Annotated in this window: 19 protein-coding genes; 5 read left to right on the top strand and 14 right to left on the bottom strand. The window is 69.2% G+C overall.

What is annotated here, in order from left to right; all coding sequences use genetic code 11:
- Positions 1-45: 45 nt before the first annotated feature.
- Positions 46-618: a TetR/AcrR family transcriptional regulator gene (locus ACXJJ3_RS24805; protein ID WP_458164237.1), complete on the top strand. Its 573-nt coding sequence runs from the start codon at positions 46-48 to the stop codon at positions 616-618.
- On the opposite strand, the gene ACXJJ3_RS24800 is transcribed toward ACXJJ3_RS24805, so the two are convergent.
- Positions 602-1,036, bottom strand: a complete 435-nt coding sequence (locus ACXJJ3_RS24800; protein WP_458164236.1) for a hypothetical protein — start codon at positions 1,034-1,036, stop codon at positions 602-604. The genes ACXJJ3_RS24805 and ACXJJ3_RS24800 overlap by 17 nt on opposite strands.
- A gap of 165 nt (positions 1,037-1,201) precedes the next feature.
- Between ACXJJ3_RS24800 and ACXJJ3_RS24795 the strand changes: the two genes are divergently transcribed.
- On the top strand, positions 1,202-1,414 hold the full coding sequence (locus ACXJJ3_RS24795; protein ID WP_458164235.1) for a hypothetical protein: 213 nt from the start codon (positions 1,202-1,204) through the stop codon (positions 1,412-1,414).
- 23 nt (positions 1,415-1,437) lie between these two features.
- Here the strand turns inward: ACXJJ3_RS24795 and ACXJJ3_RS24790 are convergent, their stop codons facing one another.
- The 9 genes from ACXJJ3_RS24790 to ACXJJ3_RS24750 form a co-directional block, all read right to left on the bottom strand.
- On the bottom strand, positions 1,438-2,013 hold the full coding sequence (locus tag ACXJJ3_RS24790) for a hypothetical protein (protein ID WP_458164234.1): 576 nt from the start codon (positions 2,011-2,013) through the stop codon (positions 1,438-1,440).
- 2 nt (positions 2,014-2,015) lie between these two features.
- On the bottom strand, positions 2,016-4,055 hold the full coding sequence (locus ACXJJ3_RS24785) for an ArnT family glycosyltransferase (protein ID WP_458164233.1): 2,040 nt from the start codon (positions 4,053-4,055) through the stop codon (positions 2,016-2,018).
- 2 nt (positions 4,056-4,057) lie between these two features.
- Complete coding sequence (locus tag ACXJJ3_RS24780; protein WP_458164232.1) at positions 4,058-5,320, bottom strand: glycosyltransferase; 1,263 nt, start codon at positions 5,318-5,320, stop codon at positions 4,058-4,060.
- Positions 5,321-5,383: 63 nt separating this feature from the next.
- On the bottom strand, positions 5,384-5,776 hold the full coding sequence (locus tag ACXJJ3_RS24775) for a hypothetical protein (RefSeq protein ID WP_458164231.1): 393 nt from the start codon (positions 5,774-5,776) through the stop codon (positions 5,384-5,386).
- Between the two features lies 1 nt (position 5,777).
- A complete protein-coding gene (locus tag ACXJJ3_RS24770; RefSeq protein WP_458164230.1) occupies positions 5,778-6,134 on the bottom strand; it encodes a hypothetical protein in 357 nt (118 codons plus the stop codon).
- Positions 6,135-6,137: 3 nt separating this feature from the next.
- A complete protein-coding gene (gene purB / locus ACXJJ3_RS24765) occupies positions 6,138-7,574 on the bottom strand; it encodes an adenylosuccinate lyase (RefSeq protein WP_458164229.1) in 1,437 nt (478 codons plus the stop codon).
- A gap of 15 nt (positions 7,575-7,589) precedes the next feature.
- On the bottom strand, positions 7,590-8,198 hold the full coding sequence (locus ACXJJ3_RS24760) for a hypothetical protein (RefSeq protein WP_458164228.1): 609 nt from the start codon (positions 8,196-8,198) through the stop codon (positions 7,590-7,592).
- Positions 8,191-8,679 carry a SigE family RNA polymerase sigma factor gene (locus tag ACXJJ3_RS24755; protein ID WP_458164227.1) on the bottom strand — a complete coding sequence of 163 codons (489 nt, stop codon included), beginning with the start codon at positions 8,677-8,679 and terminating at the stop codon, positions 8,191-8,193. Before ACXJJ3_RS24755 ends, ACXJJ3_RS24760 begins: the two co-directional genes overlap by 8 nt.
- Before the next feature lie 50 nt (positions 8,680-8,729).
- Complete coding sequence (locus ACXJJ3_RS24750) at positions 8,730-9,134, bottom strand: glutaredoxin domain-containing protein (protein ID WP_458164226.1); 405 nt, start codon at positions 9,132-9,134, stop codon at positions 8,730-8,732.
- A gap of 78 nt (positions 9,135-9,212) precedes the next feature.
- Between ACXJJ3_RS24750 and ACXJJ3_RS24745 the strand changes: the two genes are divergently transcribed.
- Positions 9,213-9,722: a TIGR04222 domain-containing membrane protein gene (locus tag ACXJJ3_RS24745; RefSeq protein WP_458164225.1), complete on the top strand. Its 510-nt coding sequence runs from the start codon at positions 9,213-9,215 to the stop codon at positions 9,720-9,722.
- On the opposite strand, the gene purD is transcribed toward ACXJJ3_RS24745, so the two are convergent.
- The gene (gene purD, locus ACXJJ3_RS24740; RefSeq protein WP_458164224.1) at positions 9,719-10,996 is read right to left on the bottom strand and encodes a phosphoribosylamine--glycine ligase; all 1,278 of its coding nucleotides are present in this window, start codon (positions 10,994-10,996) and stop codon (positions 9,719-9,721) included. The two genes, ACXJJ3_RS24745 and purD, sit on opposite strands and share 4 nt — an antisense overlap.
- 624 nt (positions 10,997-11,620) lie before the next feature.
- On the opposite strand from purD, the gene ACXJJ3_RS24735 reads away from it, so the two are divergent.
- The gene (locus tag ACXJJ3_RS24735; protein ID WP_458164223.1) at positions 11,621-12,916 is read left to right on the top strand and encodes a hypothetical protein; all 1,296 of its coding nucleotides are present in this window, start codon (positions 11,621-11,623) and stop codon (positions 12,914-12,916) included.
- Here the strand turns inward: ACXJJ3_RS24735 and ACXJJ3_RS24730 are convergent.
- Together ACXJJ3_RS24730 and ACXJJ3_RS24725 are read right to left on the bottom strand one after the other, a co-directional pair.
- Positions 12,910-13,593 carry a hypothetical protein gene (locus tag ACXJJ3_RS24730; protein WP_458164222.1) on the bottom strand — a complete coding sequence of 228 codons (684 nt, stop codon included), beginning with the start codon at positions 13,591-13,593 and terminating at the stop codon, positions 12,910-12,912. The two genes, ACXJJ3_RS24735 and ACXJJ3_RS24730, sit on opposite strands and share 7 nt — an antisense overlap.
- Before the next feature lie 11 nt (positions 13,594-13,604).
- Positions 13,605-14,465 (bottom strand): alpha/beta fold hydrolase, encoded by an 861-nt coding sequence (locus ACXJJ3_RS24725; protein WP_458164221.1) that lies wholly within the window; start codon positions 14,463-14,465, stop codon positions 13,605-13,607.
- A gap of 129 nt (positions 14,466-14,594) precedes the next feature.
- On the opposite strand from ACXJJ3_RS24725, the gene ACXJJ3_RS24720 reads away from it, so the two are divergent.
- Positions 14,595-14,966 (top strand): FKBP-type peptidyl-prolyl cis-trans isomerase, encoded by a 372-nt coding sequence (locus ACXJJ3_RS24720; RefSeq protein WP_458164220.1) that lies wholly within the window; start codon positions 14,595-14,597, stop codon positions 14,964-14,966.
- A gap of 58 nt (positions 14,967-15,024) precedes the next feature.
- Here ACXJJ3_RS24720 and ACXJJ3_RS24715 read toward each other — a convergent pair whose 3' ends face one another.
- A complete protein-coding gene (locus tag ACXJJ3_RS24715) occupies positions 15,025-18,693 on the bottom strand; it encodes a S8 family serine peptidase (protein ID WP_458164219.1) in 3,669 nt (1,222 codons plus the stop codon).
- Positions 18,694-18,749: the final 56 nt, after the last annotated feature.

Genomic DNA, 18,749 nt, shown 5'->3' with positions numbered 1-18,749 from the left:
CTCTACATCTGTAGAGTCCGGCTGGGAAGTGCGAGACTGTCCGGCGTGACAGTGCCACGGGGGGCGGACCGGCAGGACGCGATCGCCGACGCCGCGATCCACCTGGTCGCCACCCGCGGACTGCGCGGGCTCACCCACCGGGCCGTCGACACCGAGGCCGGCCTGCCGCCGGGCTCCACGTCGTACTACCTGCGCACCCGGAACGCGCTGCTCACCGCCTGCGTACGGCGGATGCTCGCGCGGGACGTCACCGGGATGCCGCCGCCCGGCGCGGACCCGGTCGACCTGATGGTCGCGATGACAGCCGGGCTCGCGCAGAACCGGCCGGACGACCTGGTCGCGCGGTACGAGCTGTCCCTGGAGGCGAGCCGTCAGCCCGAACTACGGGCGGCCATCGACGAGGGCGGGCGGCAGTTGCGGTCGATGCTGGCGCAGTTGCTGGCCGGGCTCGGCGTACCCGATCCGGAGGGAGCGGCGTGGCCGGTCGCCGCGATGCTCGACGGGCTCATGTACGACCGGGTCGCCGGGACCGGCGCGACGCTGTCCCCGGAGGCGTTCGAGGCCGCCGTACGACGGTCCGTGACGGCGCTGATCGCCGGACTCAGAGACGGTCCGTGACGGCGACGAACGTGAAGTAGCAGACGCCGAGCAGCATGCCGACGTGCCCGAGCACGGACAGTCCCGCGCCGGAACCCCAGGAATCACTCTGCGTGTCCTCCGAGTGCTTCCCGCCGCTCGGCAACCAACGGGCCAACAGCAACAGTCCGACGACGGTCAGAGCCCACCAGCCGGCCAGCATCACCAGCGCGATCTCCCGTCGACCGATGACCAGGGCAACTACCCAGCCGATCAGCGTGACCACGCCGACTATCGTGTGCAGCCGCAGCAGGATGACCGAGTACCCGTGCCGCCCGGCGCCGTGACCGGTGCCGTCGACAACGGTCCCACCGAGCCGGACGCGCGTGATCAGTACGACGACCGCCCCGAGCGCGGTCAGGAACCAGGTGACGTTCGACCATTCCACGAACCGATCCATACCCCACCCGGCGGGCCGGTGAACCCTCCTGCGTTCTTGACACCCGTCCAGACCTGCGCGGCGCATCCACGCCCGCCGATCTGGCATCGCGACCCGAACCAAGGCGCGTTGGGTCGGCGCCTTGCCGCCAATGTCCCTTCCGGTCCGATCAAGGCGCCGCTGCTGGTGGCACAGGGTGCGGCAGACACGTTGGTGGTTCCGGCCGCGCAGGCGGAGTACGTCGGAGCACGGTGTGCGGCCGGGTACGCCGTGGACTACCGCACGTACCCCGGCCGCGACCACGTCGGCCTGGTGCAACCCGACTCCCCGCTGGTCCCCGACCTCATCACGTGGACCAAGGCCCGGCTCACAGCCCAGCCGCCCCACTCCACCTGCTGACGAACCAGCCTGCCTACTCACCCCTAACTAGTCTGCGTCTGCCCACTCCCGTTCCCGGTCCCGTTCCCGGTCCCGTTGCCCGGCCCAAAGCCCTGCCCGGTTCCGTTCCCTTGCCCGGTGCCGTTGCCGGTCCCGTTGCCGGTCCCGTTGCCGGCGCCGTTGCCCTGGCCGAAGCCCTGGCCGTTCCCCGGGAATCCGCCACGCCCACCGGGCCCACCGAACTGGCCCTGCTGATTACTGCTCCCATCCCACGAATGCCCGACAGCCATCCCACCCAAGAACGCCAGCACCGCAAGAATCGACCCAGCCCCGGCCAACACCAAGTTGCCAGGCCGCTTCCGGCCGGCCGTCTCACCCCCACCAGGCACCACCCCGACGTACTGCCCCGCCCCCGCCTGCTGCCCCGCTCCCGACTGAGCCCCGGCCCCCACCCCACCGGCATGCTGCGCACCGGCCGCCGCCTGCTCCCGGCCCGCCTCAGGCGCACCACCCGGCTGTGGCGCCGCCGCACCCGGCTGCGCCGTACCGGCGTGCTGACCCGTCTGCTGGTCCGCAGCTGTTCTGGCGGCTTGGAATTGCGCTTCTGGGGACTGCTTCATATTCATGCTCCTGTTCCACTCGAAAGGTCGTACACGGTGGTGCCGCCAACGGTCTGCGACGTGAAGTTCTGGCTGACCCAGGTGGAGATGTCACTCGAGTTCGAGTCCCCACCGCGCCCACCGAACCCGCCGCCGAACCCGCCACCACCACCGATGAAGTAGTGGATCTTGCCCTGGGCAACCAGCTGCTTGAACTGGTCCAGCGTCGGCGCCGGGTCGGTACCGTTGAAGCCGCCGATCGCCATGATCGGCTCGCCCGAGGCGATCTGCATCGGCGCGGCACCCATCGCGGTCACCGCCGCGGCCGTCCAGGTGTACCCCTTCGACCCCTGCTGCAGCAGCGTCACCAACTCGCTCGAGACCCCGCTGGTGCCGTCACCGCCGAGGAACCCGCCCATCCCGCCACCACCACGCCGCGCAGTAGTACCGGCCCCGGGCTGCGTCGTACCCGCACCCGGCTGCGTCGTACCGGTCCCCGGCTGCGTCGTACCGGTGGGCGGCGTACCCATCCGCCCGCCCGGGAAGCCGCCGCGGCCGCCGCCCATCCCACCGAAGCCGGCCGGCCCGGCGGTGGGGATCGCGCCGGAGTGCGCCGAACTGATCGTGTCGATCGAGTACGCCGTCGGCCCGGCCAGCGCGCTGATCGTCAGCACCGCGGCCGCGGCCAGACCGGCCCGCCGGGCCGCCGTCCGGTGCAGCTTCAGCTCCGGCAGCAGCATCACCAGACCGGCCGCGAGGACACCGGTGATCAGCACCACCCAGCGCAGCCACGGCTGCCAGGTCGGAGTGGCATCCAGCAGGTGGAAGCTCCACCCGGCCGTCAGCAGCGCACCACCGGCAAGAGTTGCCCGCGGCAACCATTCGTCGCGACGCCGCCACAGCAGCGACATCGCCCCACCGATGACGGCCGCGAACGCGGGCGCCAGCGCGATCATGTAGTACGGGTGGATGATGCCCTGCATGTAGCTGAACACCAGCCCGGTCACGACCAGCCAGCCGCCCCACAGCAACGCGAACGCGCGCGTCCGGTTCGTGCGCGGGGCCTTGCCCGCGGCAACGACCAGGACGACGGTGGACAGCAGCGCGGCCGGCATCAGCCAGGAGATCTGCGACCCGAACTCGCCGCCGAAGAGCCGCTGCAGACCGGTGGCACCGCCCCAGCCGGGGTTGCCGACACCGCCGCCGACGGATCCGGTCTCGTTGCCGCTCAACCGGCCGAGACCGTTGTACCCGAGGGTCAGTTCGAGAATGCTGTTGTCCGACGAGCCGCCGATGTACGGCCGCGCGGACGCCGGCAGCAGTTCGACGATCGCAACCCACCAGCCGGCGCTCACGACCAGCGACACGGTCGCGAGCAGCAGATGCAGCAGCCGCTTGCCCAGCTTGGGTTTGCCGGCCACCAGGTACGCGATGCCGAACGCCGGCAGGATCAGGAAGGCCTGCAGCATCTTGGTCAGGAACCCGAAGCCGACCAGGGCACCCGCCAGGATCATCCAGCGTGCCGCATACTTGGTCGAGTCGATCGCCCGGGTCACCGCCCAGGCGCCGGCGCAGAGCAGCAGGATCAGCAGCGCGTCCGGGTTGTTGAACCGGAACATCAGCACCGCGACCGGCGTCAGCGCGAGGATCGCCCCGGCGAGCAGGCCGGCGTTCGCGGAGAACCAGCGGCGTACGGACACGTACACGAAGCCGACGCTCGCGACGCCCATCAGCGCCTGCGGCACCAGCATGCTCCAGCTGTTGAAGCCGAAGATCCGCCCGGACAGCCCCATCACCCACAGCGAGGCGGGGGTCTTGTCGACGGTGATGAAGCTCGACGAGTCGAACGACCCGAAGAACCAGGCCTTCCAGCTCTTCGATCCGGCCTGTACGGCGGCCGCGTAGTATTCGTTCGCGTACCCGTTCTTGGACAATCCCCAGAGGTACGCGATCGCCGTCAGCGCCAGCAGGCCGCCGTACAGGATCTTGTCGCGGCTCAGGGTGTACTGCGTGGTGATCGCGCGAGGCCGGGTCGCCTCGACGGGATCGGAGACTGCGGTCATCGTCAGTGGCTCCGGGTCTGGTCGAGAACCGCTGGGGGTTCGAAGGCAGGCAAGGTAGGCGCGTCGTCGTCGAACACCCACGTCTGGAAGAGGCTGAACCGGACCACGGTCGCGGCCAGGTTCGCCAGGGTCAGCACGGTGATCTCCACCGCTTGGTGCGGCGCGGTGACCGCGGTGTGCAGCAGCCACAGCGAGGCGGCGGTCAGGCTCCAGCCGATCCCGAAGGCGACCAGGCCGCGGAACTGGTGCCGCCACCGGCCCTCGCCGCCGCGGACGCCGAACGTGATCCGCCGGTTCAGCGTGGTGTTGCCGATCGCGGTGATCAGCAGCGCGAGCAGGTTCGCGACCTGCGCCGGCATGCCTTGGCGGAGCACGAGGTAGATCAGCGCGTACGCCGCCGTACTCAGCACACCGATCGCGCAGAAGCGCAGCAGCCGCGCGGCGAAGGCGGTCCGTGGATCGAGCATCCGCGGCCGGCCGTACTTCTGCCGGACCGGCTCCAGGTCGACGCGACTGCGCATCAGCCGGGCGATCCCCCGCAGATCCTCGCCCACCGTCTTCGCGATCGCCACCCGGGAGTCCAGGTCGTCGATCCAGTCCACCGGTACTTCGTGGATCCGCAACCCGGCCTTCTCGGCGAGCACCAGCAGCTCGGTGTCGAAGAACCAGCTGGTGTCCTCGACGAGCGGCAGCAGCTCCCGCGCCACGTCGGCGCGGATCGCCTTGAACCCGCACTGGGCGTCCGAGAAGTGCGCGCTCAGCGTTGCCCGCAGCAACAGGTTGTACGAGCGCGAGATGAACTCCCGCTTCGGCCGCCGGACCACCCGGGAGCTCTTCGCCAATCGGGTGCCAATGGCAACATCACTGTGCCCGGCGAGCAGCGGCGCGACCAGCGGCAGCAGGGCGTTCAGGTTCGTGGACAGGTCGACGTCCATGTACGCGAGCACCTCGGCGGTACTCGCGGACCAGACCTGTTTCAGTGCGCGGCCGCGCCCGGACTGCTCGAGCCGGACGATCCGGACCCCGGGCAGCTCACTGGCGAGCAGCATGCCGATCTCATATGTCGCGTCCGTACTTCCGTTGTCCGCGATGCAGACCTCGGCCGGAAACGGGAAGGCGGTGTCGAGGAACTCACGGAGCCGCCTGATGTTCGGTCCGAGGTCGTTCTCCTCGTTCTTGACGGGTACGACGATCTCGACTGTCTGGGCGTCGGAAGCGCCGGACAACCTCCACCGCGAGCCACTGGGGTGACCTGGAATCTCCATGCCACCGATGCTGTCCGGTGAACCTGAGTCAGCCCCTGCGTGTGGCTGGCAGTTTCCTGGCAGTTACCGGGTGCGACGGAGCCAGAGCAGGCCGAGCACGGGCAGCACCAGCGGGACGAACCCGTAGCCCTGGCCGAAGTGCGACCACACGGTCGCGTCCGGGAAGTCGTCCGGTGCGGCGTAGCTGAACATGCCGACCCCGATGACGCCGACCAACTCGATCGCGATCGCCGCGGTCGCGACCTTGCGGGACACCGTCGTCGCCTTCGCCAGCGCGAACGTCGCCGCGATGTAGATGACCGCGGCAACGGCCGACAGCACGTAGGCGATCGGCGCCTCGTGGAACTTGGTCGCGATCTGGACGCCGGCCCGCGCGGTCGCGGCCAGCGCGAAGACGCCGTACACCGCGATCAGGATCCGCCCGGGTCCGTGCTTGGTGGCTGCCGGATCGCTCACCTCAGGCCGTCCAGACGTCGTGCAGCCGGAGCTCGAGGATCGGGATCACCAGGCAGGCGATCGCCAGTACGCCGGCGCCCCAGCGGCTGCTCTCGGCGAGCGCCCAGAACGCCCCGATCGGCAGGATGATCAGCGACCCGATCAGGTACCCGATGAAGAACGGCCCGGACACGTGCCGATCGGTACCGCTGAACTGCACGATCCCGACCACGAGTTGGGCCAGCAGCCCCACCTCGAGGACCCCGAGCGCGCCGAGCACCGGCCAGTCGATCCGCTTGTCCCGCGCGGCCAGCACAACGGCGTACACCATCGCCGCCAGCGACAGCGCGACGATGAACCAGGTCAGCGGTGCGAACACGAACTAGAGGATGTCACCCGGGGTGTAGGCGGCCGCCTCCGGGTGGCGCTTGGCGAGTTCGTCGATCTTCGCGACGACCGCGCCGACCTGGGCAACGGCCGCGCCGGTGAAGGACAGCGGCTCGCCGACGATGCCGACGATCTGCTCCTCGGTGAGGCCGAGGCGGCCGTCGGTGCCGAGCCGGTGGAACAGGTCGTTCGCCGCGAGACCCTTGCGGAGGTCGAGCGCGGTGGCGACCGCGTGCTCCTTGATCACCTCATGCGCGGTCTCCCGGCCGACGCCGTTCTTCACCGCGGCCATCAGCACCTTGGTCGTGGTCAGGAACGGCAGGTACCGCTCGAGCTCACGGGCCACGACCGCCGGATACACCCCGAACTCGTCGAGCACGGTCAGGAACGTCTCGAACAGCCCGTCGAGCGCGAAGAACGCGTCCGGCAGCGCGACCCGCCGTACGACGGAGCAGAAGACGTCGCCCTCGTTCCACTGGTTGCCGGCCAGCTCGCCGGCCATCGACGCGTACCCGCGGAGGATCACGGTCAGGCCGTTCACCCGCTCGCAGGACCGGGTGTTCATCTTGTGCGGCATCGCCGAGGACCCGACCTGGCCCTCCTTGAACCCCTCGGTGACGAGCTCGTGCCCGGCCATCAGCCGGATCGTGGTCGCCAGGCTCGACGGCCCGGCGGCCAGCTGCACCAGGGCGGAGACGACCTCGTAGTCGAGAGACCGCGGGTACACCTGCCCGACACTGGTCAGCGCGTTGTTGAACCCGAGGTGCTGGGCGATCGTGGTCTCCAGCGTGGCGAGCTTGTCGGCGTCGCCACCGAACAGGTCGAGCATGTCCTGCGACGTACCGACCGGGCCCTTGATGCCGCGCAGCGGGTACCGCTCGATGAGCTCCTCGAGGCGCGCGATCGCGACCAGCAACTCGTCCGCGGCCGAGGCGAACCGCTTGCCCAGCGTGGTCGCCTGCGCGGCGACGTTGTGCGAGCGGCCGGTCATCACCAGCGCGGCGTTGTCGGCGGCCAGCTGCCCGAGCTTGGCGGCGGTCGCCACCGCCCGGTCCCGGACCAGCTCGAGACCGGCGCGGATCTGCAGCTGCTCCACGTTCTCGGTCAGGTCACGGCTGGTCATCCCCTTGTGGATGTGCTCGTGCCCGGCGAGCGCGCTGAACTCCTCGATCCGCGCCTTCACGTCATGCCGCGTGACGCGCTCGCGTTCGGCGATCGACCCCAGGTCCACGTGGTCGATCACCCGCTCGTAGTCCTCGACCACGCCGTCCGGAACCGGCACGCCGAGCGCGCTCTGGGCCTTCAGAACGGCGACCCAGAGCTTCCGCTCGAGCACGATCTTGTGCTCCGGCGACCACAGCTCCGCCATCGAGAGACTGGCGTAGCGTGCGGCGAGAACGTTGGGGATCCGGGGTTTGGTCACGAACCCCATTCTCCCAGACGGCGACTACTTGACGGTCACCAGACTGCAGAGCCGGGCACCCGACAGCGTGCAGACCTGGTAGGAACCGGCCGGCAGTTCCTTCGGCAGGGCCAGCGTGAACGGACCGGTGCCGTTGTACGTCGGCATCGCGACGCCCAGCTCACCGGTCATCGGGATCGCGTACGGCGCGGCCGAACCGACCTTGGCCACCAGCGTGTACAGCGACTTGTCCGGCTGCGAGACCGAGGCCAGCGAGAACGCGGCGCCGCGGGCCACCTTGTCGGGGAGCCCCGCCACGAACTGGGCACCGGCCGCCAGCGCGGTCGTCCGCATCGCCAGCGGGCCGACGATCTTCGGCAGCTGCTGCGCGTTCGGGTGCGTCTCGACCGTCGGCGGCACGACCGCGTTGGTCGGCACCGGGCTCCCGGCCACCGGAGCGTTGCTAGAAGCCGGGCGGAGCGTAGGGATGATGGCCACCGCCGCGACCACCGCGGCTGCTCCGATCACAGTCAGGCCGGCGGTCCGGCGGCGCTTGCGGGTCCGGGCCGCGACCAGGACCGACTCGAAGTCCCCGGTGGACTCGGCGGCGCGGCGGTCGGCCAGCGCCTGCAGGTCTTCCTGCAGCTCAGGCATGGTCGTCACTCCTCAACAGCAAAGATTCGGACAGGGCGTCCCGGGCGCGGGACAGGCGCGACTTGACCGTGCCTTCCGCGATCCCGAGCGTGTCTGCGACCTGAGCCACGCTCAGATCGCAGACGTAATGGAGGACGACGGCCTGCCGGGTCGGCATCGGCAGGCCGGCGAGAGCCTGCTCGAGATCGCCCGAATATCCGTCGGCGTGGTCCGGGACGTGCTCCGTGGGCAGCCGGTGGAACAGCTGGCTGACCCGGTTGCCGTCGCGGTGCCTGTTCGCCGCCAGCCGCATCGCGACCAGCCGCACCCAGGCCTCCGGAGAGTCGTACCGCGACACCTTCTCCCAGCGGGGCACCAACCGGACGAACGCCTCCTGGACGATGTCCTCGGCCTCGGCGCGCGATCCGGTCAGCAGCGAGACGACGCCCACCAGCCGCGGCTGGTGGGCGCTGTAGAACTCTCGCAGCCCCTCGGTCTCCATACCCACCTACACCCCCGACCCGCCGATCCGGTTCCATCGAATTTCCGGGATCATCCGGAGCGCCCTGTCAACCGCTCCCGGACCCACCGCGGACTCGGATTGACCCTACTCTCGCCGTCGACCACCACGGTCGGAACAGTTTCGTTCCCGGCGGCCACCGCCCGTACCGCCGCAGCCGCGTCGGGATCGGCCCAGATGTTCACCCAGGACGCGTGGTGCGCCGAACCGAGCAGCGAGAACCGCAGCCGTAGACAGAACTGACACCCGGGCCGCCAGTAGACGATCGGTTTGCCCGCCCGCGCAGCCTCCGCCGCGCTGACCGACCGCGGGAACACCACCGGCGAGAACACCGCTGCCAGCGCGGCGAACAGCACCAGCTGCGTCACAGCACCGCCTGCCGATCCACCCGTGAACGTGACGACCGCAAGCACGATCCCGGCAGCCAGTACCGCCAAAGCGGAGGTCCAACTTCGCAACACGACCGCCATCAAATCAGAGGGTCGAAAGACCCGGTCCGTCGCCACCATGACTGTATGGAGAGACTGACGCCGTATGAGGTCGCCTGGCTGGTGGGCGGCGCGGAGCGGGCGGCCGTAGTGGTGTTGGTCACGCTGGCCGGCGACGGGCGGCTGGAGGTCGCGTACAAGCGGCAGCGGGTCAAGGCCGTCGGGACCGAGTCGACGTACCCGGTCGAGGCAGCGGCGCTCGAACTGGTCCCGGAGAGCGGTCTCACGGTGCCCGAGTTCGTCGCACGGGTCGCGGCCACGCCGGCGGTCGCGGATCTCGGCACGGCCTTGCGGGCGAAGGGACAGCTCCGGGCGCTGCGGTGGTTCAGTTCGACGTACCGCGAACTGCTAGCGCGTCCCGGGACCGGGGCGCGCCGGGTGGCGGTGCTCGGCGTACCGTGGGTCGAGGACGACCGGCTGCGGGAGATGCTCGCGAACCCGCTGCCGGAGATGCCGAAGATCGACCCGTTCAACCCGATCAAGGACAACACGATCGACGGGTCGATCGGGCCGACGTCCGGGGCCGGGAGCTTCTAGACGGTGATCTCGCCGCGTTCGGCCTTCAGAGCGATGTCGGTACGGTGCTGGGAGCCCTTGATCCGGATCTGACCGACCGCCGCGTACGCGCGCTGCCGGGCCTCGGCGAGGTCCTTGCCGACCGCGCTCACCGCGAGCACCCGGCCGCCGGACGTCACCAGCTCGTCGTCCTCCATCGCCGTACCGGCGTGGAAGACCCGGACGTCGTCGTTCTCCGCCTGCTCGATCCCGGCGATCGGGTCACCCTTGCGCGGGCTGGCCGGGTACTTCTTCGCCGCCACCACCACGGTCACCGAGGACGCGTTCCGCCAGCTCAGGTCTCCCTGGTCGGCGAGCTTGCCGGTCGCGGCGGCGTACAGCAGGCCCCCCAGCGGAGTCTTCAGCATCGGCAGCAGCGCCTGCGTCTCCGGGTCCCCGAAGCGGCAGTTGAACTCGATCACCCGGACACCGCGCGACGTCAGCGCGAGACCGGCGTACAGCAGGCCGCTGAACGGCGTACCGCGATGCCGCAGCTCGTCGATCGTCGGCTGCAGGACCTTCTCGGTGATCTCCGCGACCAGGTCGTCCGGTGCCCACGGCAACGGCGTGTATGCGCCCATACCGCCGGTGTTCGGGCCTTCGTCGTTGTCGCCGAGCCGCTTGAAGTCCTGCGCCGGCTGCATCGGCAGCACCGTCGTGCCGTCGGTGATCGCGAACAGCGACACCTCGGGACCGTCGAGGAACTCCTCGATCAGCACCTGGTCGCATTCCGCCGCATGCTGCAGCGCCTCCTCGCGGTCCGACGTCACGACCACGCCCTTGCCGGCGGCGAGCCCGTCGTCCTTCACCACGTACGGCGGCCCGAACGCGTCGATCGCCGTCGCCGCCTCCTCGGGCGTCGTGCACACGTACGCGCGGCCCGTCGGCACGCTCGCGCACGCCATCACGTCCTTCGCGAACGCCTTCGACCCCTCGATCTGCGCGGCCTCCCGGGACGGCCCGAACACCGCGATCCCGGCCTCCCGCAGCGGATCCGCCAGCCCCGCCACCAACGGCGCCTCCGGCCCGACAACCACCAGATCCGCGTCCAGCTCCCGCGCCAGCGCAACCACCGCGTCGTGGTCCTCGACGTCCACGTCCCGGCACCCGACGGTCTGCCCGTCGTACACCGGCCGCAACGCAGCAATCCCCGGATTCCCCGGAGCCGCCACCACCAGCTCAACCTCAGCATCCTGAGCCAAAGCCCAGGCCAGAGCATGCTCGCGCCCACCAGACCCGACAACCAAAACCTTCACGGACGCCAACCCTAGCGTGCTCCCCACCAACCCCAGACCGTCAGCCCTGCAGGTAGTACGCGGGTGTGGATAAGAGCTGAGGCGCTGTAACCAAGGAGCGAGGTGATTGAGCGCGAGGGCTGCGGTCGAGGGTGAGCGGGGGTGAGGTGATAGTCCCCCGCGTGCTACGCAGGCCTACGTTCGTCGCTCCGCTCCTCCTCCGGCCAGCTACGCGCGCTCCCACCCACCCCCGGGCTGCCGCCCGGAAGTTGTCGGCTACCGCCGACGATCTGCTCGCTACCGCTCGCGTACGAAGGCGCACGTCAGCGCCCTCCGAAAGCCCAGCGTGGTCACGCGTGCTGGCACCGGGCTCATCTCACCCGATGGCACCGGCCACGCGCCGGCTACCAGCACGCCCCGGTTGGATCGGTCCTCCCAGGCGCGGATCCAGACGACCTGCGGCATACGCCTCGCGGAAGCAACATCCACACCCGGCGCTAGCTCGACCGCAATGCCTTATGCGGCCTAGCAATGCTCTCGACACGCCGAGTGACATGGCGAGGCCCAAGGCTCTCCATTAATTTCGCGCCTATCGACACCGCCGGTTCCGGCGATGGCAATCTGGCTGGGGGCAGAGTGCAGGCGTTGGAAGATCTTCGAACCAGAGTGCGCTCAGTCAACTCGCGTCGCTACGTCGATGAGGCGATCGCGGCCTATTCGGCCGGAGCCTTGCGCTCGGCGATCATTGCACTCTGGATTGCGGTCGTCGCCGACCTGATCGAGAAGACCCGAACGTTGTCAGGCGGAGACGTTCCTGCGGCCGACAACCTGGTGGCGAAACTGGACGACAGCCTGAAGGCAGCCGCAAAGGGCTCACCGGCCGACCTGCAGAGTTTCGAGCGCGGGATTCTCGAAGCGGCGAAGGACAAGCTTCACCTCATAGGACAGCGCGAGTTCGTCGAGCTTCGCCGGCTCCGCGAGGATCGGAATCTGTGCGCGCATCCGGCCTTTGCCACCGGCGACGAAGAACTGTTCGCTCCGACGGCTGAACTGGTCCGTGCGCATCTGACCGCAGCCATCGACGGCCTCCTCGCGCATGGTGCGGTCAGCGGCCAGAAAGCTATCGAGCGATTCGGGCGCGAGGTCCTGGCACCATCCTTTCCCCGTGGCCAGACGGCTCTCCGGGAGTATCTCGAAGCCACCTATTGGCGACGCGGGACTCCGGCGCTGCGTAAGAACCTGGTACGGGTCGCCTGCAAGGGCACGCTGAACGCCCTGAGTGGACTCAACGATCGGTGGCAGTTCACTCGTGCAGTCCGTGAGCTGCACGCAATCAGCCCAGGTCTGGTCGAGAGCGAAGTCGCCGCAATCCTTGAACGTCAACAGGACACCTTTGACGATGAAGGCCTCTGGCGGTTGGCCAGCGGGCTTTGCTACCTGCCTGCCACGTGGGTCTGCCTCCACGATGGGGTCCGTCGCCGCCTCGAGCAGGCCGTTGCAGTCAGCCCCGTCGAACGCCTACTGGCAGAAGAGCTGTTTGATCCGCTGCCGCCCGATCCTCTGCGCAGTCACGTACTTGAGCGCCTTCCTGATGCCGTGAGATTCACCGGCGACCTCCGAGCTGATGTTTCCATGGAGCGACCGGAAGCCAACCTGGTAGCACCGCTGATCGACATCCTCCGCACCGCGGACTCATACACAATGGGCGCATCGGCCTTGCGCTGGCTAAACGGGCTGTCTGCCAAGCTCAACGACACGGACCTTGCAGATCTGCTGAACGCTGCTTGCGAGAACGACCAGGTCTACCTGTCGGTGATAGGCCGACAACAGGTCGACCAACTGCGACGGGCACGGCCTACTTTGAGCGAGCTGCCCGAGTGGGAACGCTGGGTCGGCACACCAGCTGCAGACTCTGCTTCCGAGCCAGTTCGCAATCAGTAGTGCCAGTAGTGGCGGCCGTTGGCGTTCCATTCCAAGGGGACGGTGGTGTGGTTGGTGAAGGACATGCCTAGGCCTTTGGCCAGTTCTACGGTGCGGGTTAGTTGGAGGGCGTAGGGGTGTTGGTTGTCGTCCCACCATTGTTCGTATTGGGTGATGCAGGTTTGGTTCGTGAAGTAGGGGTTGGAGCAGGGATGGGGTGGGAGCCATTTTTGGAGGTGGCGGAAGTGGACGGTGGTTGAGTTGTTGGGGGGCTTGATGGTGCCGGTGGCGTCTAGGCAGTAGCCCGTGGACGGGATGGTCCATTTGACGTAGTGCTGGCGGGCGGCGGCGGATGGGAGGGGTTGGGGGTTGTTGCAGTTGGCGTCGGCGATGGTTTCGGTGGTTACACGTTGGATTTGGGTGAGGGGGCGGCCGGCGCCGTCGTTGTAGCCGTCCAGGAGGACCCAGTCGCCGTCGTGGATGAAGTGTTCGGCGGAGGCGGGTGGCCAGGGCTTGGGGTCGCCCCAGGAGATGTCGGACTCGGTGGTCGACAGGGGGGTCCAGGCCCATTGGCCGGCCGCGGTGGTGCCGGCGAAGTACTGGCCGGCGGACTTCTCGAACATCAGGGAGTACTGCGCATAGGTTTCGGGCGTGGGAGACGTGAGCAGGCCGATCACCATAACCAGTGCTTTGATCACGGAGAGCTAGGTTACCCAAGGACCTCGCGGAGCTTGGCGGCGAACTCGGTGGGCTTGCCGGGCTGGCCGTACTCGTTGCCGAGGAAGCCGCCGTGGCCGCTGGGGAACACGACCGGGGTCAGGCCGAGGCGTTCGGCGACGGCCTTGCCGCCGCGGGCGGCGAGTTGGTTGCCGGACTCCTCGCCGATGCCGACGACGATCCGGTCCTTCGCCTTCGCGAGCGCGTCGAAGTCGGGCTGGTACGACGTGCAGCGGCGCAGGTTCTGCCCGAGCAGGGCGTCGTCGCGCTTGCCGTCGTCCTCGGTCGGCAGGCCGAACATCGCGGGGTCCGGCGTGGGCTGCTGGGTGTAGTCGGCGGGGATCTCGCCGTCGTGGCCGACGATCGCGATGAACTTCGCCATCCCGGGACCCATGCCGTCGCGCTGGTACGTCGCGTAGATGTCGTCGATCGCGGCCGTCGCGGCCTCGTGGTCCGGGAGGATACCGGCGAGCGGCGGCTCGTGCGGGACGACCCGGTGGATGAGGTCGGGGCGCGCGGCTGTGAGGGCGAGGGCGTTCACGGCGCCGCCGCTGCTCGCGAACAGGTCGACCGGGCCGACGTCCAGGTGCTCGATGAGGGCGGCCAGGTCGGCGGCGTGGTCGTCGGGTGAGAGCTCGGTCGGCTCGCCGCTGCGGACGCTGCGCTCGACGCCGCGCGGGTCGTACGTGACGACGGCCCGGTCCTCGAAGTGTGAGGCCAGCGTCGGGAATCCGCTGGCGCCCATCGGTGAGCCGATGATCAGCAGCACCGGGCGGGTCGCCAGGTCGCCGCGGACGTCGTACGTCAGCGTCGCTCCCGGTACGTCGAGTGTGTGGGTCACGGGCTCCGCCATCGCCGTACTCCTCGTAGCTTCGGCCCACCCCCATTGGTCGACCTCGTGATCGAGAGCCTAGACGCTCGTGATCACCCCCAACAGGAACCCGATCGGAACTTTCCCGGCACTTTCTGCTTAGCTGGAGGCATGACTGAGAAGCCAGAGATCGACTTTCCGGACGGGCCGCCGCCGGCGGATCTCGAGATCACCGACATCACCAAGGGTGACGGCGCCGAGGCCAAGGCCGGTTCCCGGGTGAACGTGCACTACGTCGGCGTCGCGCACTCCACCGGCGAGGAGTTCGACGCGTCGTACAACCGCGGCGCCCCGCTGGCGTTCCAGCTCGGCGTCGGCCAGGTCATCCAGGGCTGGGACACCGGCGTGCAGGGCATGAAGGTCGGCGGCCGCCGCAAGCTGGTCATCCCGCCGCACCTGGGCTACGGCGACCGCGGCGCGGGCAACGCGATCAAGCCCGGCGAGACCCTGATCTTCGTCGTGGACCTGATCAGCGTCAGCTGAACCACAAAAAGTCGGCCGGCGGCGACCCTCGAAGGGTCACCGCCGGCCGACTCGTTTGTCAGTGGATCGACGCCGCCCGGATCACCTCCTGCCGGACCGCGTTCCCCGCGTCGTCGGTCGCCGTCGCGCGCAGCGACAGGTACGACGCCCCCTTCGGCAGCCGTACGTCGGCTGACCAACCGGCCCCGGCCCGCGACAGCGGAGCTGCCTGCCAGCTGGCACCGTCGTCGTACGACACCTCCAGCGTCGCACCCTTGATCTTGCCCGCACCCTCGACCCCGTCGAACTGGAACGCCGACAGCCCGATCCGTTGCCGCGGGCTACCGGTCAACGCACCGTTCAGGTTCGTCGCCAGGTGGTAGTCGAGCTGGATCAACGGCAGGTACGCCCAGTCGCTGGAGTCGGTCGTCTGCGCCCGGAAGTCCCACGCACTCGACGTCTTCGTCCCCAGCTCCCACGTCGCGGGCCGGGTGGTGTCCATCTCGAACCGGTAGTTCGCCCACCCGGTCGTCGCCGGCACGCCCGTCTGGATCGCCTGGAACGTACTCGTCCGCACCAGCTTCCCGTTCTGGAACAGCCGGGTCGCGACCGTCGAGTCGTCGTCCATCGACCCGGTCACACCCTGGTCGCCGCTGCTCGTCGTCGGTACGTTCACCGCGAAGAAGTCGCCGCTGCGCCGCGGATTCCAGTACCCGGACCCGACCCGCGGACGGGCGACCGGTGCGAACCAGGAGTTCGTCTGCACCGAGCGCGGCTGGTACGTGTGCCGCTCGCCGCGCTGTTCCCAGCCCTGCGGGTGGTTCGTCTGCTCGTACCAGTCGGTTCCCGCCTGCGTGGACACGTAGTCGACCCGCTGGGTCCCGAGGTGGATCGGCTCGGTCACCTGCAGGCACGGCGGCCAGAACCCGATCCGGCAGTCCGCGCGGCTCTCGAACGCGAGCTCACCCGTCGGCCCGACGAACCGGTTGACGACCGTCGCCAACTCCCCGGCCCGCGGCGTGTACCGCAGTTCCGCCGGGATCGCACCGCTGTACGCCTTCACCACGTCATACAGGTACGGCGGAGCCTCCGTGCCCATCATCCGCAGCCGAACACTCGCCATCCGCGCGATCAACGGAGCACCCTCGGCCGCCGTCAACGAGTACACCGGCAGGTCAGTCCCGCCCGCGTAGTCGTAGTACCGACCCTCACCGACCACAATCAGCACAGCCGCACCAGCAGCGCGTGCAGCTGACGCCCTGGCGCTCGGCGTGATCGCAGGGTCGGCTGTTACGAACACAGCCTTCCCACGGACTTCCTTGCCCGTGTAATCCGAGCCATTGCCCGCGTACACAGCGCTAAGCGTCGCCTTACCATCCCAGCGCTTCGAACCGCCCTGCAAGAGCGGGTGCAACGCCTTGTTGCCCACAGTCATCGACAACAACGGCGTAGTACGGCGCCAGCGCGACGAGAAGTCGAACACGCCACCAGCCACCGCACCCGTTGGGGCCGCGTACACGTTCGTCACGACCGGCGTCGGCACATACTGCGCCAGGAAGCTCGCGTACTGCCCACCAATGCCCGAGTCGTGGTACCACCCGGACCGCCGGTAGACGTCCTCGCCCGGCAACGGCGTGCTGAGCGTGATCGGTTTCGCCGTACGCGCGTCCAGCACCAGGTCGGTGTTCTTACCGATCACGAGGTGCGGGTTGCCAACCAACGCGACGCCCTGCTCACCGTCGACCGGCAGCCAGGAGTACGCCGCATAAACGCCGGGCTCCAGGCGCTGCGTAGACACGTTGCCCGTGGCAGGGTCGATCTCAAGCGTGTCGACGAACTGGTTGCCGTACTTGTACAACGTCACGTACCCACCAGCAGGCTTCCCGTCCCGACCGGTCGCGTGCACGTTGAGGTTGTACCGCTCGCCCTCCATCACCAGCCCGACGGCGGTCTGCGCCACCTGCTTGCCGTCCTGCTTGGCGATCACGGTCCCCGAGTACGACAGCCCCGGCGTTGCCTGGTTCGGCGTAGCCGTCACGGTGACCGAGGCAGTGCCCTTGGCCGGCACGGTGACCTGGCTCGACGCGAGCGTCAGCAGCCCTGCCGGCGCAGGCGTCGTACCGTCGCTGGTCACGTCGGTCGACAGGTCCAGGATGGCCGGAGCGTCGCCGAGGTTCGTGTAAGTGACGGTCCGCGAGACCGGTACGTCGTCACCGTGCGGCCACGCGTGGAACCCGAAGTCGCGCGTCGCGGTCGCGTTGATCTTCCCGAACGCCGCAGCCGGTACGTCGAGACGCCCGCCGCCGACCTGGTACGCCGTCTCGCCGGCCAACGGTTTCGCCGTACTGACCAGCGCCGCCTTGAGCTGCTCGCCCGTCCAGTCCGGGTGCTCCTGCACCAGCAGCGCCGCGGCACCGGCGACATGCGGCGTCGCCATCGACGTACCGCTGAGCGACTTGTAGTACCCGGTACCCGACGACTTCGCCGCGCGCGCCGCGAGTACGTCGACGCCCGGTGCCACGATCTCCGGCTTCACGGTCGCGTCGCCGAGCCGCGGGCCCATGTCCTGGAAGTACGCGCGGTCGTCGTTCTTGTCCACCGCACCGACGGTGAGCGCGGCCGCGGCCGCGCCCGGCGAGCCGATCCCGCTCACCCGTCCGTAGTTGCCTGCGGCAATCACGAACAGCGCGCCGGTCTCGGCGCTGAGCTGGTCGACGGCGAGTGCCATCGGGTCGGTGCCGTCGCTGGCCTCGGTGCTGCCGAGGCTCATGCTGACCACCTTGGCGCGGTGCGCGGCCCACTCCATCCCGTCGATGATCCAGGACGCGGCCCCGGAGCCGCTGTCGCTGAGCACCTTGCCGATCGCCAGGTGTGCGGCCGGCGCGACGCCCTTCTCGACGCCGGCGGACGCGGCTCCGGTGCCGGCGACCGTGGAGGCGACGTGGGTACCGTGGCCGTTCACGTCCTCGGTCGTCTCGCCCGGGACGAAGCTCTTCGTCTCGGCGATCTGCCCGGCCAGGTCGGGATGCGTCTGGTCGATGCCGGTGTCGAGGACGGCGACCGTCGTACCGGAGCCGTCGAGGCCCTGCGCCCAGGCGGTCGGCGCGCCGATCTGGTTGACGCTCTCGGCGAGGCTGGCCTCGACCTTCTCGTCGAGGAACACCTTCTGGATGCCGCCGCCGAACTGCCCGGGCACGGCCGAGCGGGTGGTGCTCGCGGTGAGGCCGGACCAGAACTTGGCGGCCTCGGCCTTGTGCGCGGACAGCCCCAGCCCGCTGATGCTCTCCAGCGTTGCACCACGATCGGCGTACTGCGGGGTCGCGGCCGCGGCGCGCAGGCCCGGCCGGTACTGCACGATCAGCGGGATCGATTTCACGGATGCGTCGTCGTACCCCTGGTCGACGAGGGCGGACACGTTGAACAGTTCGGGGTCGAGGCGGCCGCTGGCGAGGTACGGGAGGGCGGCGTCCGGTACGACGTGCAGGTCCTTGCCGACCTGCTGGATCTGGACGCCGCCGCGGCTACCAGGCGCGGGCTCGACCGACGCGGTCGGCGGGCCGCCGGTGGTATCGGTGAGCGTGACCACGTCGCCGGTCACGAGCGTGACGCGGTGGGTGGCGCCGGTGGCGGCTTGGGTCGGTGGGGAGGCTGCAGGGGCGTCGCCGGCTTGCGAAGGCGTCGTCGTCGCGGTGGCCAGGGCCACGAGGACGGCGAGCCCACCGGCGACTGCGCGGGCGGATCGGGACATGGGCGGACCCTTCCTGGGGGAGACCTGCGGAACGGATGGCATGAATATGCCGTGCC

Source organism: Kribbella sp. WER1, from assembly GCF_054189145.1.
This window is presented reverse-complemented; position numbering and strand designations above follow the sequence as displayed.

Excerpts from the sequence above, each read along its gene's own strand:
- ACXJJ3_RS24800 (WP_458164236.1), bottom strand. The coding sequence starts at position 1,036 with ATGGATCGGTTCGTGGAATGGTCGAACGTCACCTGGTTCCTGACCGCG.
- ACXJJ3_RS24790 (WP_458164234.1), bottom strand. The coding sequence starts at position 2,013 with ATGAAGCAGTCCCCAGAAGCGCAATTCCAAGCCGCCAGAACAGCTGCG.
- ACXJJ3_RS24785 (WP_458164233.1), bottom strand. The coding sequence starts at position 4,055 with ATGACCGCAGTCTCCGATCCCGTCGAGGCGACCCGGCCTCGCGCGATC.
- ACXJJ3_RS24780 (WP_458164232.1), bottom strand. The coding sequence starts at position 5,320 with ATGGAGATTCCAGGTCACCCCAGTGGCTCGCGGTGGAGGTTGTCCGGC.
- purB (WP_458164229.1), bottom strand. The coding sequence starts at position 7,574 with ATGGGGTTCGTGACCAAACCCCGGATCCCCAACGTTCTCGCCGCACGC.
- ACXJJ3_RS24760 (WP_458164228.1), bottom strand. The coding sequence starts at position 8,198 with ATGCCTGAGCTGCAGGAAGACCTGCAGGCGCTGGCCGACCGCCGCGCC.
- ACXJJ3_RS24755 (WP_458164227.1), bottom strand. The coding sequence starts at position 8,679 with ATGGAGACCGAGGGGCTGCGAGAGTTCTACAGCGCCCACCAGCCGCGG.
- ACXJJ3_RS24745 (WP_458164225.1), top strand. The coding sequence starts at position 9,213 with ATGGAGAGACTGACGCCGTATGAGGTCGCCTGGCTGGTGGGCGGCGCG.
- ACXJJ3_RS24725 (WP_458164221.1), bottom strand. The coding sequence starts at position 14,465 with ATGGCGGAGCCCGTGACCCACACACTCGACGTACCGGGAGCGACGCTG.
- ACXJJ3_RS24720 (WP_458164220.1), top strand. The coding sequence starts at position 14,595 with ATGACTGAGAAGCCAGAGATCGACTTTCCGGACGGGCCGCCGCCGGCG.
- ACXJJ3_RS24715 (WP_458164219.1), bottom strand. The coding sequence starts at position 18,693 with ATGTCCCGATCCGCCCGCGCAGTCGCCGGTGGGCTCGCCGTCCTCGTG.